Raw genomic sequence first — 26,633 nt, 5'->3', positions numbered from 1 at the left:
TCTCCTTTTCATAATTGTTTTTTGAGGGGGTTGCCGGGGTCAACGGCCGAACGCGAACCAGCCGACACGGTAGTTGCGTGTGGTGGCCGCATCGCTCCACCCGCGAATCTTGAACGACGTAGGGGTGAAATCGGAGGGTATGACATGCAATTGCATGAAATCCAACGTCGTGCCGCTGTTGTTGTTCATGATCTGCAAGAGGACGATGTACGAGTCCCATGAAGTGAACGGCAGTCCGCTGACGGTCACCGCGTCCATCGACGTCTTGGCGTTGAATTTCCCCTCCACGGACCCGTACAGGAGTCTCGGCATGCCCTTGTAGACTCCCGTGGCGGTGTTGCGGGCGGCGAGAAGCGGTATCAGATATCCGCCGATGCTCATGCTCCCGTCCAAGCTGCCGAACAGGCCGAGACCGTTCTTCCACTTGAGCGCCAGACCGCCTTTGCCGTTGGAGTATTCGTCTCCTGCGGGGCTTTGCACCGACGTGCCGTCAACGCCGGATATCACATGGCATCCGACCGTCTTGTTCTCGATGGTGAATCCCTTGTTGACGCCGTTCGCGCCGGTGCCGATGGTGAGCTTGTCTCCGGCGAGGTAGAGCATCGACACGTCGGACTTCTTGCCCAAGTGCACGTCGTTGCCCTGATAGGAGGCGACCTGCGCGCCGGCCTGGTCGAGGATGTCCAAACCGTTGTTCGTCAGCCGGGTCTGGTAGCCCTGCGCCACCCCGTTGACCTTCTTCGACACGGTGACCCCGTTGGCGTCCATCGTGAGCGCGGTCTCCAGCGAGGCGATGCCGGACGTGCCCTTCGACACCTTCGCGTCCGCCGTGGATTGGGCCTTGCCCGCCGCCGTGTTCGCGCTGTTCGCCGTGTTCTGCGCGGTGGTGATGCGCACGCTCAGACTGTCCGTGGTCTGTTTGACCTCGGTGGCTCTGGCGTACGTGGAGGCGGCCGTGGCGGAATCGAGTTTCTTGCTGACCGTCGCGGTGATGCTGCTCGTGGTCTGCGTGAACTCCGTTTTCGTCGTGTACGTGGACGCGACCGAGGTTTCGAGGTTCCTCACGTCGGTGATGTCCGTGATCTGCCATCCGGTCACGTACCAGCCCTTGATCGGCGTGGTGCCGCTGTTGCTGATCTGGATGAACGGTTTCATCGTGCGGACGTTCAGGCCGCTCACGCTCACCCTCACACTCACTTTTTTCCACGTGGTCGTCGGAGCCGAGCCGCTGACGATGGGCCAGCTCGGCTTGTTGTCCTTGTCGTAGGCGGTGAATCCGAAATTGAGGTAGAACGTCTCGCCGGGCGCGCTGCACACCCACGCCTCTATCAGATACGTGCAGTCGCGGGTCACGTTGATCAGCTGGTTCAACCCGTTGTCTCGTGCGGTGAGTTTCGCGTACGTGCTGTATCCGGTCGGCGGCGCGGCGGGCGCGCCGGAGGTCTGGTTCTGCGCCATGCCACCGTAGGGGCTCGGATTGTTACGCATCGTGGGGTCGGGGATGAGCTTCACGGCCTTCGACAACGCGTCCGAGGCGAGCGTGTTCGCATGTTCGGCGGTGGATTTCACCCCGTTCATCTCGGTCTTCGTGCTGTACGTGGCGGACACGGTGCTTTTGAACCCGTCGAGGTTCTGCTGCAACGTGGTCTGCTTCTTCAGCGAATCCGATTTCGTTTCGTACGTCTGGGACACGGTCGTCTTGAACGAGTCGAGGTTCTGCTGGAGGGTCGTCTGCTTCTTCAACGAATCCGATTTCGTCTCGTAGGTCTGTCCGACCGTGGTCTTGAACCCGTTCAGGTTCTGCTCCAGACTGGTGGTGCGCGTGACCGCCGCGTCCGCGGTGGACTGGGCGTCCAACGGGCTGGGACTCCAGTCCGAGACCTTGTTGCCCTTCTCCAGTTTCGCGCCGCACGCCTGCCAGTCGCCCTTGTTGTCGTTGCGCAGAAGCGCGAGCTTCGTGTTCGAGGAGCCGCCGCTCGTCCTGAGCTTCCACCTGATCCAATAGCGCTTCCATGTCGAGGCGAGCGTCAGGTTCGTCTGCCCATCCATGCCGCCGACCGTCTCCCCGGTGCTGGACGAGCCGCCCTCGCATGGGATGTAGCCGGAGGGCCCGTAGAAGTAGGCCCTGAGCTTGCCCGTGCCCTTCGCCCAGAAGCTGAACACGTATTCGTCGCCGGGCTGGCAGTCGTTGACCTGCCATTCGCCCAGCACGCCGCCGCCCGAGGCCGTGACCCTGCGCGAGGTGAACCCTCGGTATGATTCGCCCAACGTGGCGGAGAAGCCGGTCAGGTAGCCGGTCTCCGACGCGGACACGTTCGTTCTGTAGAACGCCTTCGTGTCCCTGAGCAGGTTCGTGCCGCCCAGCTCCAGTCCGTCGATCTTCTGGTTCGTCTGCGTCAACTGGGTGGTGAACGAGTCGGCCTTGACCTGCAACTGGCCTATCGTGGTCGTATGCCCGGAAAGGGTCTTGGCCTGTTCCGACACGGTGGCCTTCAACCCGTTGGCGGTCTGCTCGACCGTGGTGGCCTTGTCCATCGCGGCCTTCGCGGATTTCGCGTTCTCCGACACCTTCGCGCTGATGCGCGAATCCGTCTGCGTGAGCTCCGACTTCGTCGCGTACACCGCGTCCAGGTCGGCTTGGTTCGACGACCATTCCGTGGGCTTGGTGCCCAGCTCCGCCTTGAAGCGGCGTATCTTCCACGTGACCGGCTCGGTGCGTTCGCGCGTGTCGAAGCCGATCGTGGAGCAGTCGTACAAGTCCACATGGACCGTGTTGTGCGAATCCGTGTTCCAGTACAGTGCGGTGACCTGCGTCCACGTGTTCGCCTTCACGAGCTGCGTGTAGACGCGCTTTGCCGTATTGTCGTTGTCGTTGCCGGACCATGCGGAGCCGGACACCGGATAGCAGTTCGTGTCGAACTGTATGCGCCCGGCGACGGGCGAGTACACGTCGAGGCTGAACAGCATGGGCTTGCCGTACGGGACCAGCATCCGGTACGCGTCGTCCTTGCGCACCTGCAAGCCGTAGCCGAACGCGTTCGTGCCGGCCGGGCTGGTGATCGTGTACGTGTCCGTGTCACGGTCGTACGTGAAGCTGGTCTCGTTCCAGTGGACGAGCTGGCCGAGGCGCGCGAGGTTCACGCCGCCCAGCCGCATGCTGTCCACCTTCTCGTTCGTCGCGTACGTGGTGGAGACCGTGGTCTTGAACCCGTCCAGGTTGGTTTCGACCGTGGTGGCCCTGTCCAGCGCGCTGCTGGCGGTCGTGTACGCCTGGGCGACCTTCGCCGTCAGCCCGTCCGCCGTCTGCTTCGCCGTCGTGGCGGTCGTCAGGGCGCTGTCGGCGGTCCTGGACACCTCCGTCACCCGTGAGGTGATGGAGGCGGCCGTCTGCTCCACCTTGCTCACACGGTCCAACGAGGCGGCCGCGTCGTTTGCGGCCTTGTCCGCCTTGGCTGCGGCGGCCTGCTGCTCCTTGTAGTGGGATTCGACCGTCGAGGTGATGGAGGCGGCGGTCTGCTCCACCTTCGACACGCGGTCCAGCGAGGTGGCCGCGTCGTTCGCGGCCTTGTCGGCCTTCGCGTCCGTGGCCTGTTGCTCCGTGTAATGCGACTCCACCGTGCTGGACAGTTCGGTGAGTGTCTGCTTGGTTTCGGATGATGCGGTGAGCGCCGCGTCCGCGTTCTTGACCGCGCCGGACAGCTTGACGCCCTGATCGGTGACGGTCTTCTCCACATTCGTGATACGGGACGCCATCGTATCGGCCCTGCCCGCCGTCTCGTCCGCCTTCGCGGCCGCGTCGTCGGCTTTCTTCTTCGCGTCCGCCGCATCCTGTTTCGCTTGGGCCGCGTCGTCCCTGACCTGCTGGACCGCGCTGGCGGCGTCCTTGCGGGTCTGTTCGGCCGCGTCCACCGCCTCCTGCGCCTTCTGCGACGCCTGATCGGCCTTCTTCGCCGCCTCGTCCATCTGCCTCTGCGCTTCGGCCAACGGGTCCGACACGTGCACGGTGATGTGCCCGGACTCCGGGCTGCGGTTGGCTTGGACGTCCACGGCCACGGCCCAGCACTCCCAATCGTCCTCCGCCAGAAGGCCGGAGCTGATCGAGCCCTTCGTGGTGAGCCAGCCGAGCTCCACGACCGGCTCGCCCTTGCGTTGGATGTAGAAGGCGACGTAGCGGAAGTCGGCGGGCATGCCCTGTGCGAGGGTGCCGTCCCATGTCATGAGGATGCAGCCGGTCACGCAGTCGGCGGTCACGCCGGTGGGGGCGGACGGTGCCGTGGTGTCTCCCACGAACTTCAGGGAGCCGTTCGGCTTGCCCGTCTCGTCGGTGCCGGCCTGTTCGCCGATCAATGTGCCGGTCCCGTCCCCGTTGGGAACCCAGATGCTGCCCGCGTTCGCGGTCTGCATGGTGCGCGCCAATCGCAACGCCTCCTGCGACAGGCTCAACGGCAGCGATTGAGGGTCCGGGACCAATTCGTAGTGAGAAGCCATATGTCCTCCAGAAAAGTCAGCGGATGGGATCCTCCATCACGTCGAACGTCAGGGATACCTTCGAGGTCTCGTCCCCGCTCATCTGCATGAGCCGGGTCCGGTACACGCCGTCCGGGAGCCCCGGGAACCCGTCCAACGCGACCTCCACGATCTCGCCCGGCCAGAAGCTTCCCAACGGGTGGAGCGGCATGCCGGTGGCGTCCGTGTCGTTCGCGTCGATGCTGCCTTTCAACTGCATCAACGGGGTCTTGTTCGCGTTCAGCACGGCCCGCGCGTGGCTTTCGAGCAGGTCGAGCTTGTCCGTATCCGTGTCCGAATAGGTCATCTCCCGCAGCGGCCACGGGTCGTCCGTCTCGCACAGGGTCAGGTCCTCGGCCAGGCAGGTGAGCTGCGCCTTGTCCGTGCCGGCTCCGGAACCGTAGACGCGTTGCACTGGGCCCACATGGTCCACGGTCACGTCCTCCAAGTCGCCGCCGTAACGGCGGCAGTGCAGACGGTGCACCTGTCTCTGGCCGAGGTATACGTCGCCGTCCGAAGCGGCCTCGAACCTCAGGCGCACATGCTGCGAGTCCGCCAAGTAGGGGCGCAATTGCATGTCGGGTCCGCCGATCACGTTCGACAGTTTGGTGAATATCTGCTTGCAGGACAGGTTCTGGATGTCGAACGCGTTGTACGTGCGCTCATGCGGGCCCTTCTCGCCCCGGTACTGCCAGTCGATGGGCAGTATGCCGCCCGGCTTGCCCATGGTGCACAGCCAGCCGACCTCCGAGGCGATGCCCCTGAGGGACATACCCCGGTATTTGATCTCGTCCGTGCTCGTGCCGTTCCTGCCGGCGCCGTACGCCTTCTCGCGCACGCAGTAGCGGGAGTCCAGCAGGTCGAGCATCGAGTTCAGCGTGAAGCTCGTGTCCAGCCATCCGTCGGTGCGCGGCGAGATGGAGCCGAACAGGATCGGCGTGCCTATGTCCATCGGGTCCGTGCTGGTCTTCCACATGAGGCATATGGCGCGCTTGTCCTGCGTCAGCAGGTTCGCCTTGTCCGAGGCTGTCGCGCCCGGCACGCTGGCCCATGGCAGGGTCAGGCCGGTGGCCTCGTATTCGCCCGTGCCCTTGTCCTTCGTGGTCGCCAGCGTCGAATCCGACACCGACACCGACCAGCCGAACGAGGGGATGTCCACGGGCGCGACCAGCTGGCCGGTCATCGTGTCGCAGATGTACGCCCTCCAGCTCACCGGGCCACGCCCCGGTCCCAGACGCGCAGGGTGCGCCCCTTGTAGCTGATCCCGTTGTTCTCCGAATACCGGAAGTACGGGTGCAAGCCGGCCTTCGACGAGTTCGCCAATCCGTTGCGGACGCGCGCCACATGCGTGCCGGCCTTCACGGTCGTGATGCAGCTGATCGAATGGTCCTCCCACACGCCGTTCGACGCCTGGAACTCCGCGCCCGAATGCGGGATGTCCACGCCGTCGATCTGGAACGCGGCCACCGCCCAGCTGATCCAGCCGTCACGGGTCGTGCCGTTGCCCTCGCCGACCGCGAACGTGCACTCGTGCACCAGTTCGACGACACGGTCGGTGGGCACGGTGAACTGCACCGCGTTCTCGTAATACCATTTGCGCACCGTGCTGTCCCCGTGCAGGTCGGCGGTGTTCACGTTCTGCCCCAACAGGCCGAGCCCCGCACCATGCGGTATCGCGTACGCGACCGAATCGTTCGCGGTCGAACCGTTCGTGTTGGACGCGTTGGCGGGCAGGAGCCGCGAGCCGATCTCCGTGCAGCCGGCCGGAGCGGAGGGTTTGACGGGTGTGGCGGAGGCCGCGCCCTGCGTGACCCCGATGGTCACGTGGTTGTCCGCGTCGCCCTGCGTGGGGTCGTTCGCCCGAATCCAGATCACGTCGATGCGCGGGTTCGCGCCGCCCGCCGCCACGGCCGGCGTGTTGCCGCCCGGCCAGTACGCCTCCGTGTACCCGTCGGCCGCGCCGCGCGAGCATACCGCCACGCCCGCCGCCACAGAGTACGTCAGATCGCTTCGCCCGGATATGGTCAGACCGGTGATCACGCCCGTGTTCTCCCAATGCGCCTTCAATATCTGCCGGTGGGTCAACGGGGTGACGCCCGCGCCCGTATCGTCCGGCGCGATGCCCAAAGCCGTAACAGCCATAAGAAAACTCCTTCACTACATGTAGGTGTCGCGTATCAGACAGTCCACGTACCCGGTTCCCGCCGATTGCAGGGAGACCGACAGGCTCGAATACGGTTGCACGACGGGGAAGCCGCGCGCCGTCAAGGACCTCGACACGTCCTGACCGGCCAACGTGGCCGTCGCGCTACGCGAGTCCAACACGACGGGAACGGCACCTACCGGCCGGTCCAGTCGAAGACTGGACCGGCCGGTGAACTGCAATTCCACGCCGTTGGGGAACGAACCGTACACGGTGAACACCGGGTAGGCGCGGGAGGAACCGTTGTTCAACAGGACGCCCACGTTGCGCGCGTCAGACGCGGCCTTCCCGTACGACAACGGGTACACCAGCCCGGGTGCCGAATCCCCGTAGAACAAACCCCCGTTGCCGTCACGGGTCGGCAGCAGTTGGAACCGGTGCGCGTCCCACGACAAGCGTTCAGGACGCGCGCACACTATCGTCAGCGTGTCATCCCACGAGTAATCCGAATCCCACGTGGGCGTGACCGTGCTGCTCACATAGCCTTGGCAGTACGTGTCCATGCCGCCGTCAACAACCCGGACCGTGACCATGCGATGCGCGAAACGCTGCACTCTCATCAGATATTGCAACGCGTCTGCCCGGTCCAAGCCCACGCAACCGTAATGCACGGTCACAGTACGCGCCGAATAGATCGCGTCCGATTCCGGCACGTCATGCGCGCCGTCGCCCTGGCCGCGTTCCGTGAACTGGATTTTCAGGTCAGGCGTCCCGTACCAGCCCTCCACGCCATCCGACGTGACGTACAGGCCGGTCGGGTTGATGCCGTCACCGTCCAAACGCACCGTGTAACCGGAGACGCTTAATTCCATGAACGCGGTCATCGGGTCAGCCTTCCTGCCATTTGGGTGGCGTTCCTGTGCATGATCGACGCGGCCACGTACATGTCATCGGCCGGACGCACGATCTTCGTGTTGAAGTTCTGCGTCACATGCATATCCGGTTTCGACTGGGATTCAGGCAATGCGACACGAACCACCGGATTGATGTTGATGGTCATGTCCGGTTTGAACGTGGCCTGCACTCGTCCACCCGAAGCGAACGCGCGCTGCTGGCTGCGGAAGCTCGCCGTATGCCTGACCGGCATTTCGGTCGGCAGTTTCCCGTACTTGTTGAGATAGTCGAGGAATCCGCCGCCATACAATGCGTCAAGCTTTTTCACGCTTGCCGCCCGCACCACATGCTCGCCGTTCGACAGCAAAGCGGGAATCGAATCGGACGTGCCGGATCCCGGCCCATAGATGCGTCCGCCAGTCGCGTACGCGTTCTTGGGTATGGTGCCGCCGATGACCTTTTCGCCGGCGCTCGTATAGTAGGCGGTCACGTTGAACGTCTTATCCGCGATCTGCAACTGCTGCACACGGGAGATGATCTGCGTGGCGTTGTCGTTCGCGTTGACGCTGAATCCCTTATCGGCCATCCTCTGCTTGTTGATGTTTGCGATGACAGTGGTCGCCAGATCGGTGGCGCTCAGCTTCGTGTCCTTCGGCAGCAGATTCTGCTTCTGAACATATTCGATGATCGCCGTCGCGTAATCTTCGGCCGACAGGCTCGTGGTCTTCGGGTCGAGGTTACGCGAGTTGACGTAGTCGATGACGGCCGAGGTCATATCGTCGGCCGTCAGCTTCGTGTCCTTCGGCAGCAGGCCGGTGGCGTTCACCGTGTTGATGACCGCCGTCGCCTGATCGTCCGCCACAAGATGCGCCACGTTCTCCTTGGTGGCGAACGTGCGCAGGGACGCGTTCGCCGCATCCACTGCGCCAGCCACCTCATCGATGCTGAGCGGGTCAACGTCGAGCTTCGCCTGATACGGGTCTTTGATGAGCTCGTCGCATCGCGCCTGCACGTCCTCGATGCTGGTCAACGCACCCGAATTGATGCCTTCAAGCACCGACTGGTAGATGGCCGTGCGCCCCTCGTCGGGGAACGCGGCCTGATAGTCGGCAAGATAGGAGGTGAGCGCGGCCTTCGACTCCTCGGTCTTCACCTTGAACAGTGTCTCGATCTCGGAGGGAGTCAAGGAGTACTGCTCCTGCAACGCCTCGACCGCGCTCTTCGGCAAACCGAACGAGTCGGCCGTGGCCGCCAACTGGCCGGACAGTTCCTCGGCTTTGGCCTTCACATCATCCTGCGAGGTTCCCGCATCGACCAACGCCTGAATGTAGGATTGCGCCGACTGGCCGAGATTGTCCATCGTGGCTTGCGCGGCTCGGCCGGCTTCGCTCGCGAAGTTGAAGTTGTTCGCCGCGTCATCCCAAATGGTCTGACCGTTGGCCACGAGGGCGTTCACCTGTTCTATCGACTGGCCGAGGCTATCGACCGTCGAATAATAGTTGCTCGCGCTGTCCCTCGCGGTGCGTTGCGCCTTGGCCAACTGGCTGGTCAGCGAGGCGGCGGTCTGCATGGCCCTGTTCTGCAAGGCCATCTTCTCGTCGGCGGACATGATGCTGATAGCCACGGAATCCGCGCTCTCGCCCAAGGCGTCCAGATGACTGGCGTAATCCTCGGCGTAGCCGTTTGCCAAGGCCGTGGCGTTCGCGTTGTCCAGATACGCCTGATGCTGCTTCTCCAGACTGTCGAGGACCTTCTCCGCCGCCTTGACCTTGTTGTTTTCGACCGTTCCGGTGTCGAGGGTGATGTAATTGTTCTCGTCGTCGATGATCTGCTGGAGCTTGTCGTGCATCTGCTCGTAGGCGTTGCCTCCATCGGTGATGGAGTCGGCCAGCTCCTGCGTGGTGATTCCCAGCTCGTGGGCCGCGTCCTTGGCGGTGTCGAATCCGGTCTCCCAGTCGCTCAGCCAGTTCAAACCCGTTTCGCCGTAGTTCTTGTCGGCGAACAGTTCCTTGATCTGACGGTTGAGTTCGGTCACATGGCCGGTCGTCGCGGCCAATGACGTATCCACGTTGTTCAGGGAGTCCTTGATGGCGTTGGTTCCGGTCTCCGTCGCCTGAGCCTTCATCGTGTAGTCCGCGTAGGCGGTCGTCAACGCGGTGATGCCCATGGCGACGCCTATCGCCGGCCCCATGGAGGAGAGCGCGGCGACGGCCCCGCCGCCAGCCATCTTCAGCTTGTCCATCATCGTGGACGCCGAAGCGATGGATTTGCCCGACGCCTCCACGCCGGACGCGGCGGTCTTGGCCGAGGTCTGCATGGAACCCCATGCCGCCGCCACGTCAAGGATGGATGGTGTGAAGCCTTTCATGGTCACGCCCATCGAGGAAAGCTTCCTCGAATAGTCGGCCATCTGCATCACGTTGTCCAATGTGGCGGTCTTCAACGTGTTCCACGCGGACTTGCCGGCCCTGCCGAACGTCATGTACAGGCCTATCGCAGCTTGCAACGGTGCCGGCAGTGCCGAGAACGCCTTGGACACGGCTTCGGTGGCCTTCGCGATGGATTGGATGAGCGGTGCGGCCGCCTTCAACGATGCGGCGAACGTGCCGCCGAATGTCTTCGACAACTGGCCCACCATGCTCAGCAGACTGTCGAACATGGGTGCCGCGTCGCCTATCGCATCCATCGCCTTCGTGAAACCTTGGGTGATGCCGTTGCTGAAATCATTCAACCCGGACTTCGAACCGGACAGCACACGACTGATGTTCGAGACGAGCGACGACACGATACGGCCCGCATTGCCCAAGGCGTCCGCGAACGTGTCCTTCAACGAATACGCGGCCGAACCGATGTCGGAGAACGAGCCCCTGACCGCCTCCTGCGCCCATTGCGCGCCGTTGCCCAAAGCGTGCAGCACCTGCTGGAACCTGAACGAGTTGACCGCACGGTTCGCGGAGCCCAACGCCTCGGAGAAGCCCTGTATCCCGTTCTCGCTTTCGGCCAATCCCGAATACAATCCGGTGAGGATGCCGGTCACGCTTTGGATGCTGGACTTCAGATAGCCGGCCTGTTCGATGACCTTGCGCATCGCGGCGGTGATCGCGCCCGTGCGTTCGGCCTGCGTCACCCAGTCCGCGAACCGAGTGGAGACGTCGCTGATGTAGGTGGCGGCGCGCGGCAGATATTGGCTGGTCGCGTCGCCCAGATTCAGGAACCCTTTGACGAGGTCCTGCAATCCGGGGCTCAGGTTGGACACTGCCTGACGGGAGCGTTCGAAGATCGTGGGCAGCCATTGCAGGTTGTCAGCCTGGCGCGCCACGTCGATGAGCCCGTTGAGAACCTTGCCCTCCTCCGTGGCGATGCCGTTCAAACCCTTGGTGAGGGTCGGGGCGATGTCGTCCGCCAGACGGTACAGGTTGTCGCCGTACTCCTTCCACGAGTTCTCGCCGAGCTCATGGTTGAGATTCGACAACGCGGTGGAGGCCACGTCGAACTTCTCGCCCAAATCCCCGTATATCCGGTATCCCACGTAGCCCGCCGCCGCGAGCCCCGAAAGGGCTGCGGGAGCCGCCAGCGCCGCCTTGCTCATGGTGACGAGAGAGGAGCCGACTCCGAGGATGCTGCGTGAAAGGTTGATGGCCCCCGCCGACACGGAGCCCAATACGCCGCCGATGACGGCGATCTTCGGCACCACTGTGTCGAACTTGTCGAACAGGTTCACCAAACGTTCGAACTGGTTCTCCACGCCCTTCAACCCGGTGGAGCCGTACAGCATGCCGTTGAGGATTTTCCCGGCCTGCGTGGTGTTCAATCTGGCGATGATCTCCACGCTGCGCGGCCGGGTGAACGACATCATATGGGCCCGAGCCAAAGCGGTCTTCAGGTCGAGGTCCGCTTCGATCTTGTCGTGCTTGTCCTGAAACTCCTCGAACCTGCGGCGCGCCTCACCCAACTGGAGGTCCACGTTCGTTTCGATGTCCTTGAGCGAGGCCAGCAGTTTCGCACGGTCCTTCGGGTCCACGGTCAGGGAATCGTTCACGGTCCGCTGGTAGTCGGCAAGCTGACGGTTCAGACCATCGACATCGAGTTTGACGGCCGGGCTGATGCGCTGCCGGTTCAATCGGCGGATGGAGTTCTCGGCGGCCCGCACCTCGCGTTCCATCCGGTCCGCCACGTCTATGGCGCGGCTCAGTCTGGCGAGGTCACGGTGCGCGTTGTCGGTGTCCAGTTCAAGTTCGGCGGTCCAATGGAAATCCGCCTTGTTGGCGGCCGCTTCCAGTTTGGCCACCTGCTTGCGGATGTCCGACTGTTTGATGTCGAAACCGTTCTTGGTGGCGCGGCTGAACGTGCGCTCCGCCTTCTCCGACAACCGGTCGATGTCCCGGCGAAGCTCCTTGTCCTCCGGCATCAGCGCGATCTTCTGCTGGAGATCCTTCCCGCCCTGCGCTTTGAGCGCCTTCTCGATGCGTTGATTGTCGGGGATGAGGTTCACGGACTGTTCCAGTTCCGTGGCCTCTATCTCGCGGGTGACGAGACGATACCGGTCCAAATCCGGGATGATGTCCACGCCTACGTTGAGATTATGCTCCACGCGGCGCAGGTAGGAGCGCAACGATTCGTAGAATCCCTTGGTGTTGGGCGTGACCTTGACTTCTACACGGGACCCTTCGATGGTCGTCATGTCGGCTCCTTTTAAGTTATGGGCGCATCCACGCCTTCATCGACTCGTAGGTGGCCTCCGCTGGCTCCGGTTCGATGGACGGTCCGGGCGGCTGGAAGTACACGGGGTCGATGGCAGGCTTGCCGCTCCTGTCGCGTACGAGCGACTGGCAGAGGAGCGTGGTCTGGATGAGAATCTGGTTGAGCAGCATCGTGTCCTGCGTGTAGGCGTGGTAGGAGAGCCGTGGCTGGTCTTCGCCGACGTCGGAATCCGATGTGGTGTTGTTGAGCATCCATTCCCGGTAGAGGCTGGAATCGTAGCCTTCAAGCCCTTGGAGCAATGCCGTCAACCAATCGACCCCATGGGCTCGTATCGCCTGCATGGGGTCGGTTATCCTGATGGAATAGAATCGTTGGAAGTCTGCGGTCAGTTCGATTCTGCATTCTTGGAATCGGCTGACGAACGCTTGGATTTTCCCAGTCGGCCCGCGTAGAAGCCGAACAATGCCATGTATGCGGTGAACAGTTCATCCGGGGTGCGGTCCTTGGACCATTCGTCGTAGGCCTTCCCGTCCTTGGCGATGCCCTTGAAGAAGAAGTCCGCGTTGGCGATGATGCCACGGATGGCCAGCGCCTTGTCCGTCATGGATGCGGTCTTCCTGCGGAGCGTGACCGAGTTTTCGCTGACGGCCGCCGCGAGGAGTGCGAAGTCCGCGGAGTTCAACGCGGTGAAGTCCTCGGTCTGGACCAGTTCCGGGAGGTCGGTGAGCTCGGGCGTCTGCCCGATGAGCTGGGTGATGTTCTGCGGTTCGTCCGCGTTGGAGGTCTTGCTGTCTGCCATGATGTCTCCTATCTGAAAAGAATCAATGTCCTATCAAAAGAATCGGAAATGGTCCCCGGCATGGGCGGATAGGAGACACCCATGCCGGGGAGGAATCAATGTCAGGCGGATGCGGTCGGGGCGGGCAACACGGCCTCGCCCTTCTTGCGCGCCTTCGCGCCCTGCGTGGTCTGTTCGACCACGGTGGCGATCTGGCCTTCCGTGCCGGAGACCGCGCCGTTCGCGGGCAAATCCAGCCAGCCGTCCGCCGTCGCGCACACCGTGTCATAGGAGACCGTGGGCTTCTGGTTCGCGGCGGTCAGCTTGTAGCGGCGCAGCATGCCCGAACCCACGGTTTCGGTGACCGTGAGCGTCTGCCCGCCTTCGCGGGCCGTGGCCTTGACGGTCAACGCGCCCAACGGCGGGTTAGTGACGGTCACCTTCAACGGGGGCGTCGTGACGCCGTATGCGGAGGCGGTCACGTTCACCGTGCCAGCCGCGACGCCGTGCGCCACACCGTCCTTGACGGTAAGGGCGCGAACATTGTCGGAAGACCATGCGGCCAGCGCGGAGACCGGCAGCTTCGTGCCGCCCGTGGTGGTGGCCTGCACTCCCAGGGAAATGTCCTTGCCGACCTCGACTGTGGTCGGCGGGTCTCCGCCATCCATCGAACGGATGGCTGCGGACCCTACTTGAAATCCTCCGGGCTGAGCAGCAGGAACATGCCGTTCTCGCCGTTCGGACCCTTCGGCAACACGTCGGTGGACTTGAACGTCGCATTGTAGGAGAACTCGATGAACTCGTCGCCGGACATGTTGATGTTGTCGAACACCTGATCTGCTTCGGGGGAGTAGACCGCGAAGCTGAGCTTGTCCGCCGAATCGTAGCAGAGGACCACCAGCGCCTTATGCTGGGTGGTCGGCGTGGACGGTACGACGATGCCCTTGTTGTTGGCACCCGCCCAGCCTCCGGTGGTTTCCTGAAGACTCTTCTTGTCGGCCTGCACGCTCGTGATGGCCACGCTCCACTTGGTCGCCGCCACGGTGGTCTTCACACCTTCCTTGAGCCACGTGTCAAGGGAGGACGTGTCGCCGCCGTCCTTGTTGAACGTCGGCTTGCTGCCGTTCGCGGAATGGCCGGTGTTCGTCCAGACTGGGGCGTTCTCGCCGGTGCCGACCTTGATGTTGTCGGCGTTCAGGATGAACGCGGACAGATCATCCGGCAGGGCGGTCTTCGCCGGCGCGGTGAACACGGTGCCTCGCGTCGCCTGCATGAGTCCCGCATCATTGATAGCCATGATGGTTCCTTTCGTTTGGGGGATGAAAAAGGACGCCGAATCGTTTCAGCGTCCGTAACGGTCATGCGCCTCGATCAGACAGTCGGAGGCGTATTCGGTGATTGATTTGCCTTGGTTTTCCTTGAGCTTGTTGACCCGTTGGAATCCCGTGAATGAGATGATTCGGCTCACGGCCCCCACACTGGTGCCCTCCGAGAACGGCCATTCCATGACCGTCCGGTACAGGTCCGCCGCGAGCTCGCTCGCACCGTCCGGGTTCGAGCCCAGCACGGCGAACGTGAGAGGTATCCGCCACACCCAAGCCTTCGCCTCGGACTGGTAGGGGCTGCCGGTGGAGACGATGATGAGACGCCCGTTCGCCGCGTAGTCATTGGATGTCAGATTGATCTCCGATTGCACATGCACGTCGGAGAACATCGGATTCGCGTCATAGACGCGTTTCAACAGGTCGAACACCAAGGATTCCGCGTCCAACTGGGGGCGCACGTCCAATGCGAGGCTGCGGAACACTGACGCCATGATCTAGCCTCCCATCGCGGCCCTGCGCATCATGTGACGCCCCTCGACCCACGGGCCTTCGCCCTGCGGATAGGTGCCCCATACGCTGCTGTGGAAACCGAACTCAAGGAACGACGCGATCTGACGCCCGTCGTTCTCGGGCTTCTTGCGGTCACGGGTGACGACGCTCAGATCGACCACATGGTCCGCGCCGTTGTAACGCACGTCCACGTCCACATCTGCGTCGAGCTTGCCGGCCTTGATGACCTCTCGCGTGTTGGCGTCTCCTTTGGCGGCGATCTTCTCGGCCAACGGCCGGGTGATCTCACCGCCCAAACGCAGCGCGATCTCGGTGCCGATGTCAATCGGTACGTGAGCCATCGGCCACCTCCGGCTTGTTGCTGACCGCGAACGTATGGTCCCAGACTCGACGGGCTCGTATTTCGTAATGGGGCACGAGCCCATGCTCCCGGTGGACGGGCGCGCCATCGGCGTCGTACTTGTCACCCTCGAACCAGATGGCCGAATCGATGTCGCCCGGCCATTCAAGCGCGAGAATCTGTATCGGGGTGACTTCCTGCAAACCGCCCTGCGAGCCGGGCGTCTTGTCCTCTGCGCCGCTGATGGAGAACATGCCCGCCTGCTGGGCGCGCCCTTCGACCGAGCACGCCACTTCGATGGGGTCGCCGTCTTCGACCAGATGGTCGCCGTGCGCCCCATCGACACGGTGGCGCAGCTGCACGTACACCCTGTCCTTCGTGTAGATGGCGGTGGATGCGAGAAGCCTCTGCTCGTCGGAGAACACTGGCGTGCGCTCCTCTTCGGTGTCGAACAGCGAGGATGTCACGACGGCACCTCCAGAACACGTCCCAAGCCGATGGGCACGCTGCCGATGGCGCTCTTCCCGTTGCCCACCCCGTCCAACAGTGACTTCTCCGACTTCTTCAGGAACAGGTCAGGGGAGGGGGTGAACTGGGGCGGCGTCTCCAACGGCTCGTAGTCGGTGCGCTGGTAGACGCCGTTCGATTCCGTCTTGCGAAGCTTGAACATGGCCACGCGAGCGATCATGCACGACACCACATAGCCGAGCGTCGGCTCGGTCAGCTTGCCGCGACGCCATCTCGCCTGAGCGCCGGGGCATTCGACCTTCACGATCTGCACGGCCACCTGAGCCATGCTCGACACCCAAACCTCGTCCACGCTTTCGGGGAACAGGTCGGCATGGGCCGACATGTACGTTTTGAACCATTGCACGTAGTCAACGGAGTCCATGGTCGATGCCATGCCGGCCTCCTTTCCTTTAGAGGACGGTCGCGTTCAACGTGCTGTTCTGCGCGACGAGGACCGGCATGCCGGAACCGTTCACGTAGGAGCCGAGACGCACCGGCATTTCGGCACGGTAGGCGAGGCCGATGAAACCGGAGCCGTCGCCGGACGGGATGCCGTAATCGCTGATGCCGGACTCCACGGTCGGGCCGATGGCGGTGAAACCAAGGCTTGGGGAGTTCAGGGCGGGCAACAGCGTGAACGTGTTCTTCGGATAGAAGTCGTTGATGCCGGAGTCACGCTTGTAGCCGAGCTTGTTGTATTCCTCATCGATCAGACGCACATCGGTCAGACCCAGCTTGGCAAGCGTGCCGATGACCTGTTCGCGGCTGATCGTGGTCGGCAGGGTGGTTGCGGCCACGCCGAAGCAGTTCTGGATGAACTTCGCGTTCTCAGACAGTGCGTCGATGACGCTCGTGCTGGTCAGCACGGCGGTCGGAACCGCGCCGTCCTCACGGTCGGTGAGCATCTTGACCCAACCCTTGATGTCCTTGTACGGGTCGGTGTCGGCCTGATCCCACTTCTTCGCGGCGGCGAGCGTCGGGCTCAGTGCGCGGTCGCGGTCGAAGTTGATATCGCCCTTGACGTTGTTCTCGTCCAGAACGATATGAGCGTTGACGATGGCGTCGAGTCGCACCTTCTCGAAACGCCATTCGATCTGCTTGGCCTGAAGCTTCAGATTCTCCTCAAGCTTCTGACGCTTCCATTCGGTCGAATCCACGTTGTCGATAAGGTTGCGTTCGGTCACGTCCATCATCATGCGGATGGGGGTGAGGTCGAGGTGCTTCTTGACCCCGAACGTGGTGGTGGCGGAACGTTCAGGCTCCGCGTCCCATGCGCTGAAGTGAGCGCCGTCAGGACGGTTCTGGAGAACGTTCGGCGTCCAGCTGACGGTCTTGTCCTTGCCGTTGGACTGGTTCGGGAATACCGGTGCGAGGGGAAGCTGCTCGTTGAGCGCCTGCATCTCCGAGCGGACGATGCTGGTCGCTTCGGCACCGCTGATGATCGAATCATCATAGGTGAGATTCATCTATGTTCCTTTCAGATATGAGAAAACCCGCCACGGAGGGCGGGTTATTTGGATGATCGTGCGATGGCTACTTGGCGATGATGCCGAACGCGCGCAACGCGGCCAGAATCTTGTTCACGTCGGCCGCTGCCGGGGCGGCGGTCAGGTCGGCGATGGCGGCAGCGGCGGCGGGCTTGCCGCCGATGTTCGCCCACGTGGGTGCTGCGGGGATGTTCGGCTTGTTCGTCAGATCGTTGTACGAGCCGGAGAAGTTGGACGTGCCGGCTCCGATGGCCGTGCGCGCCGTGGCGGCGTCCTTGGCCTTCATGATCGTCTTGCCGGTGTCGGATGCGCCGGAAAGCGTGTCCACCGTGGCGGTGGGCGCGGTTTCGGAAAGCGTGGTGAGCGGCGCGACGGAACCGTCCTCGTTGTATTTGAGGAAGAATCCGCCGACCGTGGCCGTGTCGATGCTGACCGGCAGATACTGGGTGTCGATGACGCCCGTGTACATCATGCCGATGTTCTCGTTGACACCGACCCATCCGTTGACGCCGAACTGCACCTGAATCTGGGAGCGGAGGAATCCTTCCACCTTGCCGTTCCGGCCGTCCGTGGCGTCCGGGTCGTACGGGCCGTAGAGTCCGCTGGCGGGGATGCGGACGAGCGGGATGCCCGCCTGAATCCAGCCGTAGATGTCGGTGTCGCCCGGCACGTTGGCGAGATAGTCGTTCTGCTTGGCTCCCTGGAACGTGGTCAGGTCGAGGGTGACGGCTCGCGCCTGCTGGCCGAAGTCGCCCACAAGCCAACGCTGGTCTTCCTTGGGAGCGTTCGTATTGGTGGTGATTACGCCGATTGGCATTATTTCTCCTTACTGTATTGGGCGCGCGCCTCCTTGAGGCGCTGCTGCATGAGGTCGTTGAAGCTCGGTGAGCCGGTCTTGCCGGAAGGAGTGTTGGATTCGCTGTGCAAGGTGCGGTTGAACGATTGCATGGTCTCGTTGATTGCCGCCTTGCGGCCGGAGCCGTGGGATGCGCCCCAAATCTCGCTCATCTGCTCGCCCCATGCCTTGACCGAGTCCGGGTCGGTGCGGTCGCATGTGGCGATAAGCGCGTCCGGCAGTTCGGGGTGGTCGAGCTTCAGATGCAGTTTCGCGTTCTCGATACGGGCCTCAAGCAGTTCCGTCTCGCGTTCGGACAGGTCGGCGTTCGCCTTGTCGAGGTCACGCTTGTTCGCCTTCGCCTGATCTTCGTGCTTGCGGGCCGTCTTCTGCCATACCGACAACTGTTCTTCGAGGGGAAGCTCGCGCAGCGGCGGCTTGGCGTCGTCCTGCGGCTTCTGTTCCACTGCCGGAGACTCTTCCGGCTTCGCGACGGATTCGACCGTGCCGGCCTGTTCCGCGTCCTTGGTCTGGTTCTCTTCGACCGTGGCGGTCTCAGTGTTCTCCATTGGTCTCTTACCTTTCGGGATGCTCACGCCGCCTCGCCCAACTGGGCGCGCAGCGCTTTCACGTACAGGCTCATGTATTGGCGGGCCTGATCGTTGTGTGGTGATGGTTTGAACGTGTATTTGCGGCCCCCGTATCGAAACGTGACCGGTTCCAGCGTTTCGTCTACCTGACGGTAGCGGCGTCCGAACTCGATGGCCCTGTCTATCTGCTGGCGTATCTGCTGGCGGGTGAGCTGACGGTCCGGCGTACGCCATTCCTTGGCGGAAATCTCCGAATCGTCGCGCGGTTTCACATCCGCCTTCTGCAATATCGGGCCAAGCTCCCCGTGGGTGACGGTCTGCACGCGCACGTTCACGAGGTCTTTGGCCTTCCTGCCGCCAGCGGCATCGTAGATGTCCTGCAAATCCCGGTTGTTCAACTCGAAACCGGGGTCATAGTCTGCGCCGGCTGGGGCCACGCCGCATTTGCACCGGTCGTGCAGGGGAAGCAGGTTGCTGGTTGAATACCATCGGTCGGCGGCCACGATGCACAGGCCGCACGAGCCGGTCTTGGACAGTTCCGGGTGAATCACTCGACGATATTCGAGCACCTTGCTTCCCCTATACCTGTCGATGGTCGCGGATGTCTGCGCGGCGTGAGCGTCGGTGTCGGCGGTGAGCTCCAATCGTTGATAGGCTGCGTCGAGCCACTGCTGCACCGTATCGTAGAATCCGTCGCCTTCATCGGGCCATGCAGACGGCCTGACATCAGGGGTTTTCGACGACAGGCTGCGATACGTGTCGGCGGGACGCGCCGCCACCAGCCAAGGGTCGGTGTTCGCCCTCGGATAGATGCCCGTATCGACTTGGCCCGATGGCGTGACCCCCATCTGCCGTAACGTGGCGTCGGCGTAGGATATGCCCAGCCGTCTGACCTGGGCGATCATCCGTGTCTCGATGAGGGCCAGATATGCCGCAGACCCTGTGGTCACGGCGTCGTTCCACCAATCCGAGGGGGTCAGCGAATCCCACATGATTCGAGCTGTGCTCACATACTGGTTGACCAGCTTGGCACGCAGCTCCTCCACGGAGACGGTCATGGCCGCCAGATCTGCGGCCATCAGACATCGCCTCCGACGTCAGAGAACGATGCGGGTACCGACTGGTCTCCCAACGTCGAAGACGAATCCAAGGTTCCCTCCAACGTTCCGGGTGATTGGGCCTGCGTCTTGGAGTCCATGGCCGAGGCTTCGGCGGCAAGCGCCTGCTGGAATGCGGTGTCGGTCAAATCCTGTTCGGCTTCCGCCATCTCCTGTTCGGTGAAGCCGGCGATCTTGCGCCACATGGTCTTCACGGGGAACACGCCCTTGCCTTGACTGACCGCCTGTGAGATGTCAGTCCACGAGCGCAGTTCGACCGGAAGCCACATGGTTTCAAAGCGCTCTTCGGCGGCTCCGGTCTCGCCGTCCGCCACGAGTGCCATCTGCAATGCGCCTACGAGCGCGTCATTGGCGAGCCTATTCAGCTCCTCGACCTTGAACACGAGGCCTTCACGTTTCAAGCTCGCGCCTTCGGCGCTGCCGGCCACATCCGGGCTGAGAATATCCAACGGGGTGGCGCTGGCCGCTGCCAGACGTTTCACCTCGCCGCTCAATATCGTCTCGTACGGGGTGAGATCGGTGTTCTCCGACTCCCAGATATCCACGTCCTTGGGCAGCATCCACATCGTCGCGAAACCGGTCTCGAACTGGTTCGAATAGTCGATGGGGTCGCCTTCCTCGGCCCAGCCGTTCAACACTGCGGGGTCATCGGCGGAGTATGTGGTGGGCAGCGTGCCTTTCAACGCGCGCTGCTTGAACGATTGCACGGCCATGATGCACATGCGGTCGAACAGATGTTGGTCGATGCGTTGCAGACTGCTGAAATGGGGGAACAGCTGACTGCGCCCGTCAGGCGATTCCACGGTGAAGATCGGGAGTCTGCCGCATTTCACTGCGTAGTCCAGACTCTGCTTGGCTCCTTCCCATTGGAAGTCGGTGGATGGATTCCAGACTGAAGGCCGGTCGGTGCTCCATGTCTTCGCGCAGTCCGTCACGCTCGGGTCATCGGATTCCCGGATAAGCGTTCGCTTCTCCGATGCGCGGGATGCGGTACGAACATAAACGTCCGATACTCCGCCGTCCTTATCTTTGACAAGACGCAACAGCATCAGCCGCTCGACCTGATTCACCTCGTCGTAGGCGTAGACGCAAGCCGCATCCTCTGTCGCATAGCATTGCCATGGGGATAGATGTTCGACAAGGTTATTGTCGTTGGGGCCTGTCACATACAGGTAGCTGCGTCCGTGCACGCCCACGTCGCGGAAGCATTTCGGCGCTTTGACGCTCATACGGCTTCTCGCGTACATGTCGTCGGCGGCGGTGCTGCGCATGGTCTTGTCGTTGACCAGACGGAACCCGTTGATGCGCTGCCTTGACACGGCGGCGTCAACGATGATGCGCGCGAGATTCACATGCCCGATCTGCGCGAAACGTCGGTAGATGGGTACGCTACGGTCGTCCACGCCACGGGGAATCGCCAATGTGGGGATTGTTTCGGTGCCGTCGTAGAACGTCTTCTCGAAGCAACGCAACGGTTGGCCTTCACCCAATGCGACAGCCAGACGGGTCAGGGTCATGCCGTCGCCGTCGGGCTCCGTATCATCTTGGACGATGCTGGTGGTCTGAGCCAAAATGTCACCTCGCTTCTATCGGAGTTTGTATGGGGCTATCACATGCTTGCCGGTGGCGGTGCCCAGATATATGGAGCGCGCACGGTAGGCGAGCACGCCGGCCATGGCCGCGTCGATCTTGTGCGGCGAGTTCGGGGTCTCCTTGAACACGAGATAGCCTTCCGACGTGTCCTTGCGCCTGCCGTTGCGGAAATGGTCGATGAGACGCGGGTCCGCGAACAGCATCACATTCTCCGGTATCGGCTTCCTGCCCTTGGGAACTTCCTGCATCGGATACGAGAACGCCGCATACAGGGTCTTCAGTTCGGCGCGCACATCCGACTTGTAGCCGTTCATCGGGAAGCGGATGTGGTGGCCGTTGGAGCGGGGGAACACGCGCAGCCTACCGCCGTAATCCAATTCCCATTGCGCGATGTACGGCTCCCATTCGTCCGTGTCCGCGAACATGCCTATCACGTTGTAGTTGCTGAACATCCAACGCACCTTGCCGTCGAACGAATCACGGTCCACACGCCAGTCGGCACCCTGCGGGCCGTCCGGTTTCTGCTCGATCTTGACAAGGAACAACAGGCCATCCCTGACACGGCATCCCACCAAGGCTGTGGAATCATCGGAGATGGAGCCGTCGAAGCCGAGCATGATCTCCTCGCGTCTATCGACCACATGGGTCCAAGCCTCATCCAATCTGCGCAGACTGCGGGTCTTCAACGCCGCGTCCACCACGTCACGGTAGGCGAGATGCGATTGAATCATGTCCTCGCTCAGCCAAGCGTCACGCGCGGAAGCGAGATTGTTGAAATAGAATCTCGTCGCATTGTCCGGGTCATACGCGGGGTCGAGAATCTTCTTCACGGTCCTGCGCAGATCACACCAACCGTATCTCGACGGGCCGGGCTCGACGCCCTCGTCCTTCAACGACCACCCTTCGGAGGAACGCCCATCGGGGCCGACCGGCACCATACGGCCGTCCGGCAAGAAGATGTAATCCCTGTCGTCAGGCGATTTCATGGCCGAACCATACGCCTCATAGACGGCATGCGTCAGCTTCTCGTCGTTCGCGAAATCCTCGCGGGAGAGATTCGCGTAACGATGGTCGAACAGCAAATCCTCCCAGCCGCGCAGACGCCCCTCTTCGAGATCCTTCGCGGTCTTGTAGGTGAGCTCGGCCACGCTCTCCTCACCTGGCCTGTACATGGTGGTGGTCTCAAGAAACCACGGGTCCGCCTCGACGCCACGCTTGGTCAGGTTCTGCGTCATGATGTCGTACAGGTCACGAAGCCGCTTGTTGTTGTACTGGTGGGTCTCATCGAAGCAGACGAACGTCTGCAAGCCGCCGTCCTTGCTTCGCGCGGCGGCGGTGGAGTACCTGATCTCCATGCCGGTCTTCGGCCAGAGGATGCGGGTCTTGCCCGCGTCCATGCCCTCCCCGGCAAGGAACCTCAGATATCCTTCCGTGCAGTTGTAGTAGATGGTGTCGTAGATCTCGCCGGTCTGTTCCTCGGCCGTGGCCAAGCAGACGACCAATGGGGATTTGATGGGACGCCCCATCGGCTCGCCCTTCTCATACCGGTAGGTCTTGCCGAGGAACGTGTACGTCTCCCCACCCTTCGCCCAACCGGCGAAACGACAAGGACCAAACGCCTCGAACATGGCTATCTCGGCGGCGAAACCGCTTTTGTTGCAACCCTTCGGACGGCTGAGGAACACATGGCCGAACCTGCGTCGCCCGTAACGGTCCAACGCATAGCAGTCGATGATGAACTGCAAATATTCGGGGGAGTGGCGTATCCGCTTGCCCTTCGCGTCACCACGGCCGATAAGCGTGAACTTCTCAATCCACCAAGCCGCGAGCTTGCCGAGCGAACGTTTACGGTCCTTCGCGTCAAGCTTCGGTATCACGTCGTGCACGTCACATCACCGCTTGCGCACGAGCCTCGAAATCATCGTTCGGGTCATCGGGAATCTGGAAGCCGACGATGCCGGCCGCCATGTCGTTCGCCTTCGGCTCCTCCATCTTCAGCTTGCGTTTCGCGTCCGGGGTGTCGCCGTACTGGTTCATGGACTGGCGCATCTCCGGGGCGAGACCGTCATAGGAGCGTTTCTTGATGCTCTTGTCCATCACGGCCAGCTTGTAGAAGAAGTTCCACCATTCCCATTCGGTGCGCAACTGCCGGGCCTGCGGGGTCTTGCGGAACGCCTCATAATATTTGCGGACGAACTTGCTCCACGTGCCGTCGATGAGATTCAATTCCGTGGCGTCCGGCAAATCCGGGCCTATAGGCTCCAGCTCCTCGAACGTCCAATCCTCCGGCACGTTCCCCAAAGGCGTGGCGTTTGCGTAATCTCCGCCGACCCTCGGCTTCGCCGCCTTCCTTCCGTTTCCAGCCATGATTCACCAGCCTTCGGCCCATGACGGGCCTCGTCCTGCGGATAGCGCCTCAGACGTGGCGTCTGACGCACCGGTAATGGAAAATCGCCCGATTCTCGAACGACGGTTCGCCACCGTCCTCGGGCGGGACAATCCAACCGGGAGTACCCGCGTCAGGACTGTCAACATCTTTTACGACGGCTTCGCCGCACCCATAGCAGGTGCCATCGCACTTAGCCCAGATATCGGCCTCCGTGAAAGCCCCGTAAGTCATGGAACGCACCGGCTTCGGAGTCACCGGCTCGGATTCAATAATCGGATTTGAATCAGTGCCGAACGGCGGGACGGACTGTTTTGCACACCGCCGCTGATACCGTTTGCGGCAGGTTGCCGAACAGAAACGTTTGGAAGCGCGAATCAGTTGGAACGCCATACCACACATCGGACAGACACGACTGCGAATCGGAGCGACCGGCCTACCCGAATAAGCACGACGATCATAATGCGAACGGCACAAGCCTCCAGCCACGGCCAACTCGGTGCAACCGGCTACGATGCAGTCCTTCGATACGCCGGATGCGAATACCATGCTGCTTCCTTCCGGCGTTCACGATTCACCTTGCGTTGCTCGGCGGACTCGTTCGCCGTCTTCTGCACGTGATGCCAATGGCACAGGGATTCAAGATTTCCGGGCGAATCATCATCCACGCCATCTAGGGCGCGACGAATATGGTCCACCTCGTTCGCGGGAGCCAAGCACTTATGCCGCGTATAACCGTCAACATCGGTTATCCAACGCTGGCATTGATGATGGTCACGTTCCAATATGAGCTTCCGGGTCCGTTCCCAACCGGGATTGAACCGGTCCTTGCGATGGGAGTTCGACCATGCCATAGCGGACTCCTTATATAGCGGACTCCTTATATATAAGAGGGGCGGCACCGGTTGTTGCACGGCAAGTATGAGCCAATGGGATTGAAGCCGATACAAGGCGGGCGTCCGTGGTCTGCCCGGTGCCTAGAGGCAATGGTGGGACTCGAACCCACGACCTGACGCTTACGAGGCGTCCGCTCTCACCAGCTGAGCTACAATGCCCTCGGACGTAGGGAATGCCCCACGTCCTGTTATTCAATTATCGAAACCGGCCCAGAGTCTGAAATCTCTCTCCGGCACTTGGCGATGCAATGCAGCACACCGCAAACAACCGCGCTGCCACGGTTTCGCATACCCGGCTGGACTCGAACCAGCGACCCTCGGTTTTGGAGACCGACATTCTCGCCATCTGAACTACGGGCATATAGCGGAGAGGATGGGAGTCGAACCCATACGCGCATATGCGCAAACTGTTTTCGAAACAGTCGCCGCCACCCATCGGCTGGCCTCTCCAAAATCTCGCAGTGCCGGGTTAGTCCGTGCTGATCGGCTATCGTCCACGCGCATCTAGAATCCCGCGTGGCCGCTCTATCGTGACAGCTACGGCATGAAGCCGCCTGCCGGGCGTAATGAGCTACCTGCGATTGTGGCGGCAGAGAGAATCGAACTCCCAGCATCCGAAGACAGTCGGGTTACAGCCGACGCGCACTCCACGTGCATACCGCCATGAGACGCATTCCAGCGCCCCTGCCCGAAAAGGGCACTCCTCAACCAGCGTCAAGACCCGCCTAAGACGGGGAGCCAGCAGCAATGCCGTGCGGAGATTCTGCACAGCGCCGAACCACGGGCGGTCAAACCCCGTTCGACAGTCACGACCTTGACCGGCCTTACTGACCATTACGCGGATGATGCAGGATTCGAACCTGCGAACGTTCTACCGTTACTCCCTTAGCAGGGGAGCGCCATAAGCCACTCGGCCAATCATCCGAAAACGCCACGCCTCGGAAGAGTCCGGCAATGATTGAAAAGAAGCTGTAAGAACAAGACAATCTTTCCAAATTGAACTGGTCTACAATGTTTTCGCCCAAGGCAAGCATCAAAAAAGGCCAGCCGCCAAGGCCAGCCTTCAATCAAATATTCAAAACCACCGGTATTCTAACACACCAAGCGTTGCAACACACGTTGCAGAGCGTTGCGCCTATACGAAACCAGCACAACAAATCATGTCACGCTAATTCCAAAAGTCCAGAAAACAGCATTCACGGGCAGAACCAGACCCTGAACGGCCAAATTTTTTATGGCGGGGGTACCCTCCCCATGCCGGGTATATGGTGTGTCTAATCGGTGGTTGGTGGTATTGCGCGCGTGCGTCCGTAGCGTGCGCGCGTGCCTACGTGCGCGTATGCGCTATGTGGGTATGTGTGAGCGTGCGATGCATGGTTTATTGTTTTTGTGGTTTGTTTGTCATTTTCGACACGCCGATAAACGCTAGTGTTTGCAATGGTTTACGTGGTGTCTGTAATGCTTGACTTGCGCTACAGAATTGTAGCGTATATATTGATAACTACCGCAAGGCAGACAGCCAAACGGTACACCCCCCCACCAAGCAAAGTTCACAGTGAGCGGCGCATGGTCAGGCGGTCAGAGGCTTGATAAATCAACAGTGTTACCGAACGTCGGTCTAGTCAGCGTAGGCGAGTAGTCCCAAGGTATCCGATACCGGGCGGGATGAAAGCACGTCAGACATGGCTAGTAAAGGTGCCGACACTAGCCCCAACATGTTGGCGGCTATGAGGATAGGCGAGCGGCTTACCGCCATGGAATTGGTGCCGCTAGTGACGTAAGCCCTATGCGTGTAGAGCGATTGACTTGTCTCGCGTTGACGCGCGCATGGTGCATAGCCCCGAGAGATAACGGGGGACTGGGCTAAACCCTACGTTGCGGTTGATGGAATCGAGGGTTAAGTAAAGAAACGTGGGTCTTAAATCCGGGGTTGGGCGTTCTCCTGTCTTGCGTGTCGGGGCGTGATTAACGGTCCGGGCGTTAATCCGGTCGGGTGCTTGACTTTTCGTGTTGGCTTGTTC

General features: G+C 61.7%; 22 protein-coding genes and 5 tRNA genes. All 27 read right to left on the bottom strand.

Translation table 11 applies throughout. From position 1 onward, the window contains the following. Positions 1–39: 39 nt before the first annotated feature. The 27 genes from G1C97_RS05565 to G1C97_RS05435 all read right to left on the bottom strand — a co-directional run bounded on the left by G1C97_RS05565 (position 40) and on the right by G1C97_RS05435 (position 25,536). On the bottom strand, positions 40–4,488 hold the full coding sequence (locus G1C97_RS05565; RefSeq protein ID WP_169240933.1) for a phage tail protein: 4,449 nt from the start codon (positions 4,486–4,488) through the stop codon (positions 40–42). 16 nt (positions 4,489–4,504) lie between these two features. Further along, positions 4,505–5,719, bottom strand: coding sequence for a hypothetical protein (locus G1C97_RS05560; RefSeq protein ID WP_169240932.1), 1,215 nt, complete (start codon positions 5,717–5,719; stop codon positions 4,505–4,507). Continuing rightward, positions 5,716–6,648 carry a hypothetical protein gene (locus tag G1C97_RS05555; RefSeq protein ID WP_169240931.1) on the bottom strand — a complete coding sequence of 311 codons (933 nt, stop codon included), beginning with the start codon at positions 6,646–6,648 and terminating at the stop codon, positions 5,716–5,718. The genes G1C97_RS05560 and G1C97_RS05555 overlap by 4 nt, the downstream gene beginning before the upstream one ends. Before the next feature lie 15 nt (positions 6,649–6,663). After that, positions 6,664–7,533, bottom strand: coding sequence for a hypothetical protein (locus G1C97_RS05550; RefSeq protein ID WP_169240930.1), 870 nt, complete (start codon positions 7,531–7,533; stop codon positions 6,664–6,666). After that, positions 7,530–12,224, bottom strand: a complete 4,695-nt coding sequence (locus G1C97_RS05545; protein ID WP_169240929.1) for a hypothetical protein — start codon at positions 12,222–12,224, stop codon at positions 7,530–7,532. The genes G1C97_RS05550 and G1C97_RS05545 overlap by 4 nt, the downstream gene beginning before the upstream one ends. Positions 12,225–12,240: 16 nt before the next feature. Next, on the bottom strand, positions 12,241–12,585 hold the full coding sequence (locus G1C97_RS05540) for a hypothetical protein (protein ID WP_169240928.1): 345 nt from the start codon (positions 12,583–12,585) through the stop codon (positions 12,241–12,243). A gap of 44 nt (positions 12,586–12,629) precedes the next feature. Beyond that, positions 12,630–13,043: a hypothetical protein gene (locus G1C97_RS05535; RefSeq protein ID WP_169240927.1), complete on the bottom strand. Its 414-nt coding sequence runs from the start codon at positions 13,041–13,043 to the stop codon at positions 12,630–12,632. 101 nt (positions 13,044–13,144) lie between these two features. Further along, positions 13,145–13,690: a hypothetical protein gene (locus tag G1C97_RS12235; protein WP_240951025.1), complete on the bottom strand. Its 546-nt coding sequence runs from the start codon at positions 13,688–13,690 to the stop codon at positions 13,145–13,147. A 20-nt stretch (positions 13,691–13,710) separates the two neighbouring features. Continuing rightward, a complete protein-coding gene (locus tag G1C97_RS05525) occupies positions 13,711–14,319 on the bottom strand; it encodes a phage tail tube protein (RefSeq protein ID WP_169240926.1) in 609 nt (202 codons plus the stop codon). A 45-nt stretch (positions 14,320–14,364) separates the two neighbouring features. Beyond that, positions 14,365–14,838 carry a hypothetical protein gene (locus G1C97_RS05520; protein WP_169240925.1) on the bottom strand — a complete coding sequence of 158 codons (474 nt, stop codon included), beginning with the start codon at positions 14,836–14,838 and terminating at the stop codon, positions 14,365–14,367. A gap of 3 nt (positions 14,839–14,841) precedes the next feature. Beyond that, a complete protein-coding gene (locus G1C97_RS05515; protein WP_169240924.1) occupies positions 14,842–15,198 on the bottom strand; it encodes a hypothetical protein in 357 nt (118 codons plus the stop codon). Further along, positions 15,179–15,664 carry a hypothetical protein gene (locus tag G1C97_RS05510; protein ID WP_169240923.1) on the bottom strand — a complete coding sequence of 162 codons (486 nt, stop codon included), beginning with the start codon at positions 15,662–15,664 and terminating at the stop codon, positions 15,179–15,181. Before G1C97_RS05510 ends, G1C97_RS05515 begins: the two co-directional genes overlap by 20 nt. Beyond that, positions 15,661–16,101 carry a hypothetical protein gene (locus tag G1C97_RS05505; RefSeq protein WP_169240922.1) on the bottom strand — a complete coding sequence of 147 codons (441 nt, stop codon included), beginning with the start codon at positions 16,099–16,101 and terminating at the stop codon, positions 15,661–15,663. Before G1C97_RS05505 ends, G1C97_RS05510 begins: the two co-directional genes overlap by 4 nt. A 16-nt stretch (positions 16,102–16,117) precedes the next feature. After that, on the bottom strand, positions 16,118–17,173 hold the full coding sequence (locus G1C97_RS05500) for a major capsid protein (protein ID WP_169240921.1): 1,056 nt from the start codon (positions 17,171–17,173) through the stop codon (positions 16,118–16,120). A gap of 67 nt (positions 17,174–17,240) precedes the next feature. Beyond that, complete coding sequence (locus tag G1C97_RS05495) at positions 17,241–18,011, bottom strand: hypothetical protein (protein WP_169240911.1); 771 nt, start codon at positions 18,009–18,011, stop codon at positions 17,241–17,243. After that, positions 18,011–18,598, bottom strand: a complete 588-nt coding sequence (locus tag G1C97_RS05490) for a hypothetical protein (protein WP_169240920.1) — start codon at positions 18,596–18,598, stop codon at positions 18,011–18,013. Before G1C97_RS05490 ends, G1C97_RS05495 begins: the two co-directional genes overlap by 1 nt. 23 nt (positions 18,599–18,621) lie before the next feature. Beyond that, positions 18,622–19,698 carry a hypothetical protein gene (locus G1C97_RS05485; protein ID WP_169240919.1) on the bottom strand — a complete coding sequence of 359 codons (1,077 nt, stop codon included), beginning with the start codon at positions 19,696–19,698 and terminating at the stop codon, positions 18,622–18,624. Then, positions 19,698–21,308, bottom strand: coding sequence for a hypothetical protein (locus G1C97_RS05480; protein WP_169240918.1), 1,611 nt, complete (start codon positions 21,306–21,308; stop codon positions 19,698–19,700). The genes G1C97_RS05485 and G1C97_RS05480 overlap by 1 nt, the downstream gene beginning before the upstream one ends. Positions 21,309–21,323: 15 nt before the next feature. Beyond that, positions 21,324–23,216, bottom strand: a complete 1,893-nt coding sequence (locus tag G1C97_RS05475) for a hypothetical protein (RefSeq protein WP_169240917.1) — start codon at positions 23,214–23,216, stop codon at positions 21,324–21,326. A 1-nt stretch (position 23,217) separates the two neighbouring features. After that, positions 23,218–23,697: a hypothetical protein gene (locus G1C97_RS05470; protein ID WP_169240916.1), complete on the bottom strand. Its 480-nt coding sequence runs from the start codon at positions 23,695–23,697 to the stop codon at positions 23,218–23,220. A 49-nt stretch (positions 23,698–23,746) separates the two neighbouring features. Then, complete coding sequence (locus G1C97_RS05465; protein ID WP_169240915.1) at positions 23,747–24,265, bottom strand: hypothetical protein; 519 nt, start codon at positions 24,263–24,265, stop codon at positions 23,747–23,749. Continuing rightward, positions 24,226–24,570 (bottom strand): HNH endonuclease, encoded by a 345-nt coding sequence (locus G1C97_RS05460; protein WP_169240914.1) that lies wholly within the window; start codon positions 24,568–24,570, stop codon positions 24,226–24,228. Before G1C97_RS05460 ends, G1C97_RS05465 begins: the two co-directional genes overlap by 40 nt. Before the next feature lie 127 nt (positions 24,571–24,697). Then, positions 24,698–24,771: transfer RNA gene (locus G1C97_RS05455), tRNA-Thr, on the bottom strand. 128 nt (positions 24,772–24,899) lie between these two features. Then, positions 24,900–24,973 (bottom strand) — tRNA-Trp (locus G1C97_RS05450). A 4-nt stretch (positions 24,974–24,977) separates the two neighbouring features. Then, a tRNA-Ser gene (locus tag G1C97_RS05445) sits at positions 24,978–25,062 on the bottom strand. Between the two features lie 134 nt (positions 25,063–25,196). Next, a tRNA-Tyr gene (locus G1C97_RS05440) sits at positions 25,197–25,275 on the bottom strand. A gap of 176 nt (positions 25,276–25,451) precedes the next feature. Then, positions 25,452–25,536 (bottom strand) — tRNA-Ser (locus G1C97_RS05435). Between the last annotated feature and the right edge of the window lie 1,097 nt (positions 25,537–26,633).

Origin of the sequence: Bifidobacterium olomucense, assembly GCF_012932375.1 — a bacterium.
Taxonomy (GTDB): Bacteria; Actinomycetota; Actinomycetes; order Actinomycetales; family Bifidobacteriaceae; genus Bifidobacterium; species Bifidobacterium olomucense.
The sequence above is the reverse complement of the archived record's forward strand: the minus strand, read 5'-3'. Positions and strand labels throughout refer to the sequence as shown.

Excerpts from the sequence above, each read along its gene's own strand:
- G1C97_RS05525 (WP_169240926.1), bottom strand. The coding sequence starts at position 14,319 with ATGGCTATCAATGATGCGGGACTCATGCAGGCGACGCGAGGCACCGTG.
- G1C97_RS05535 (WP_169240927.1), bottom strand. The coding sequence starts at position 13,043 with ATGGCAGACAGCAAGACCTCCAACGCGGACGAACCGCAGAACATCACC.
- G1C97_RS12235 (WP_240951025.1), bottom strand. The coding sequence starts at position 13,690 with ATGGATGGCGGAGACCCGCCGACCACAGTCGAGGTCGGCAAGGACATT.
- G1C97_RS05495 (WP_169240911.1), bottom strand. The coding sequence starts at position 18,011 with ATGCCAATCGGCGTAATCACCACCAATACGAACGCTCCCAAGGAAGAC.
- G1C97_RS05550 (WP_169240930.1), bottom strand. The coding sequence starts at position 7,533 with ATGACCGCGTTCATGGAATTAAGCGTCTCCGGTTACACGGTGCGTTTG.
- G1C97_RS05470 (WP_169240916.1), bottom strand. The coding sequence starts at position 23,697 with ATGGCTGGAAACGGAAGGAAGGCGGCGAAGCCGAGGGTCGGCGGAGAT.
- G1C97_RS05500 (WP_169240921.1), bottom strand. The coding sequence starts at position 17,173 with ATGAATCTCACCTATGATGATTCGATCATCAGCGGTGCCGAAGCGACC.
- G1C97_RS05460 (WP_169240914.1), bottom strand. The coding sequence starts at position 24,570 with ATGGCATGGTCGAACTCCCATCGCAAGGACCGGTTCAATCCCGGTTGG.
- G1C97_RS05555 (WP_169240931.1), bottom strand. The coding sequence starts at position 6,648 with ATGGCTGTTACGGCTTTGGGCATCGCGCCGGACGATACGGGCGCGGGC.
- G1C97_RS05545 (WP_169240929.1), bottom strand. The coding sequence starts at position 12,224 with ATGACGACCATCGAAGGGTCCCGTGTAGAAGTCAAGGTCACGCCCAAC.
- G1C97_RS05515 (WP_169240924.1), bottom strand. The coding sequence starts at position 15,198 with ATGGCTCACGTACCGATTGACATCGGCACCGAGATCGCGCTGCGTTTG.
- G1C97_RS05465 (WP_169240915.1), bottom strand. The coding sequence starts at position 24,265 with ATGGTATTCGCATCCGGCGTATCGAAGGACTGCATCGTAGCCGGTTGC.
- G1C97_RS05520 (WP_169240925.1), bottom strand. The coding sequence starts at position 14,838 with ATGGCGTCAGTGTTCCGCAGCCTCGCATTGGACGTGCGCCCCCAGTTG.
- G1C97_RS05505 (WP_169240922.1), bottom strand. The coding sequence starts at position 16,101 with ATGGCATCGACCATGGACTCCGTTGACTACGTGCAATGGTTCAAAACG.
- G1C97_RS05540 (WP_169240928.1), bottom strand. The coding sequence starts at position 12,585 with ATGCAGGCGATACGAGCCCATGGGGTCGATTGGTTGACGGCATTGCTC.
- G1C97_RS05490 (WP_169240920.1), bottom strand. The coding sequence starts at position 18,598 with ATGGAGAACACTGAGACCGCCACGGTCGAAGAGAACCAGACCAAGGAC.
- G1C97_RS05565 (WP_169240933.1), bottom strand. The coding sequence starts at position 4,488 with ATGGCTTCTCACTACGAATTGGTCCCGGACCCTCAATCGCTGCCGTTG.
- G1C97_RS05485 (WP_169240919.1), bottom strand. The coding sequence starts at position 19,698 with ATGGCCGCAGATCTGGCGGCCATGACCGTCTCCGTGGAGGAGCTGCGT.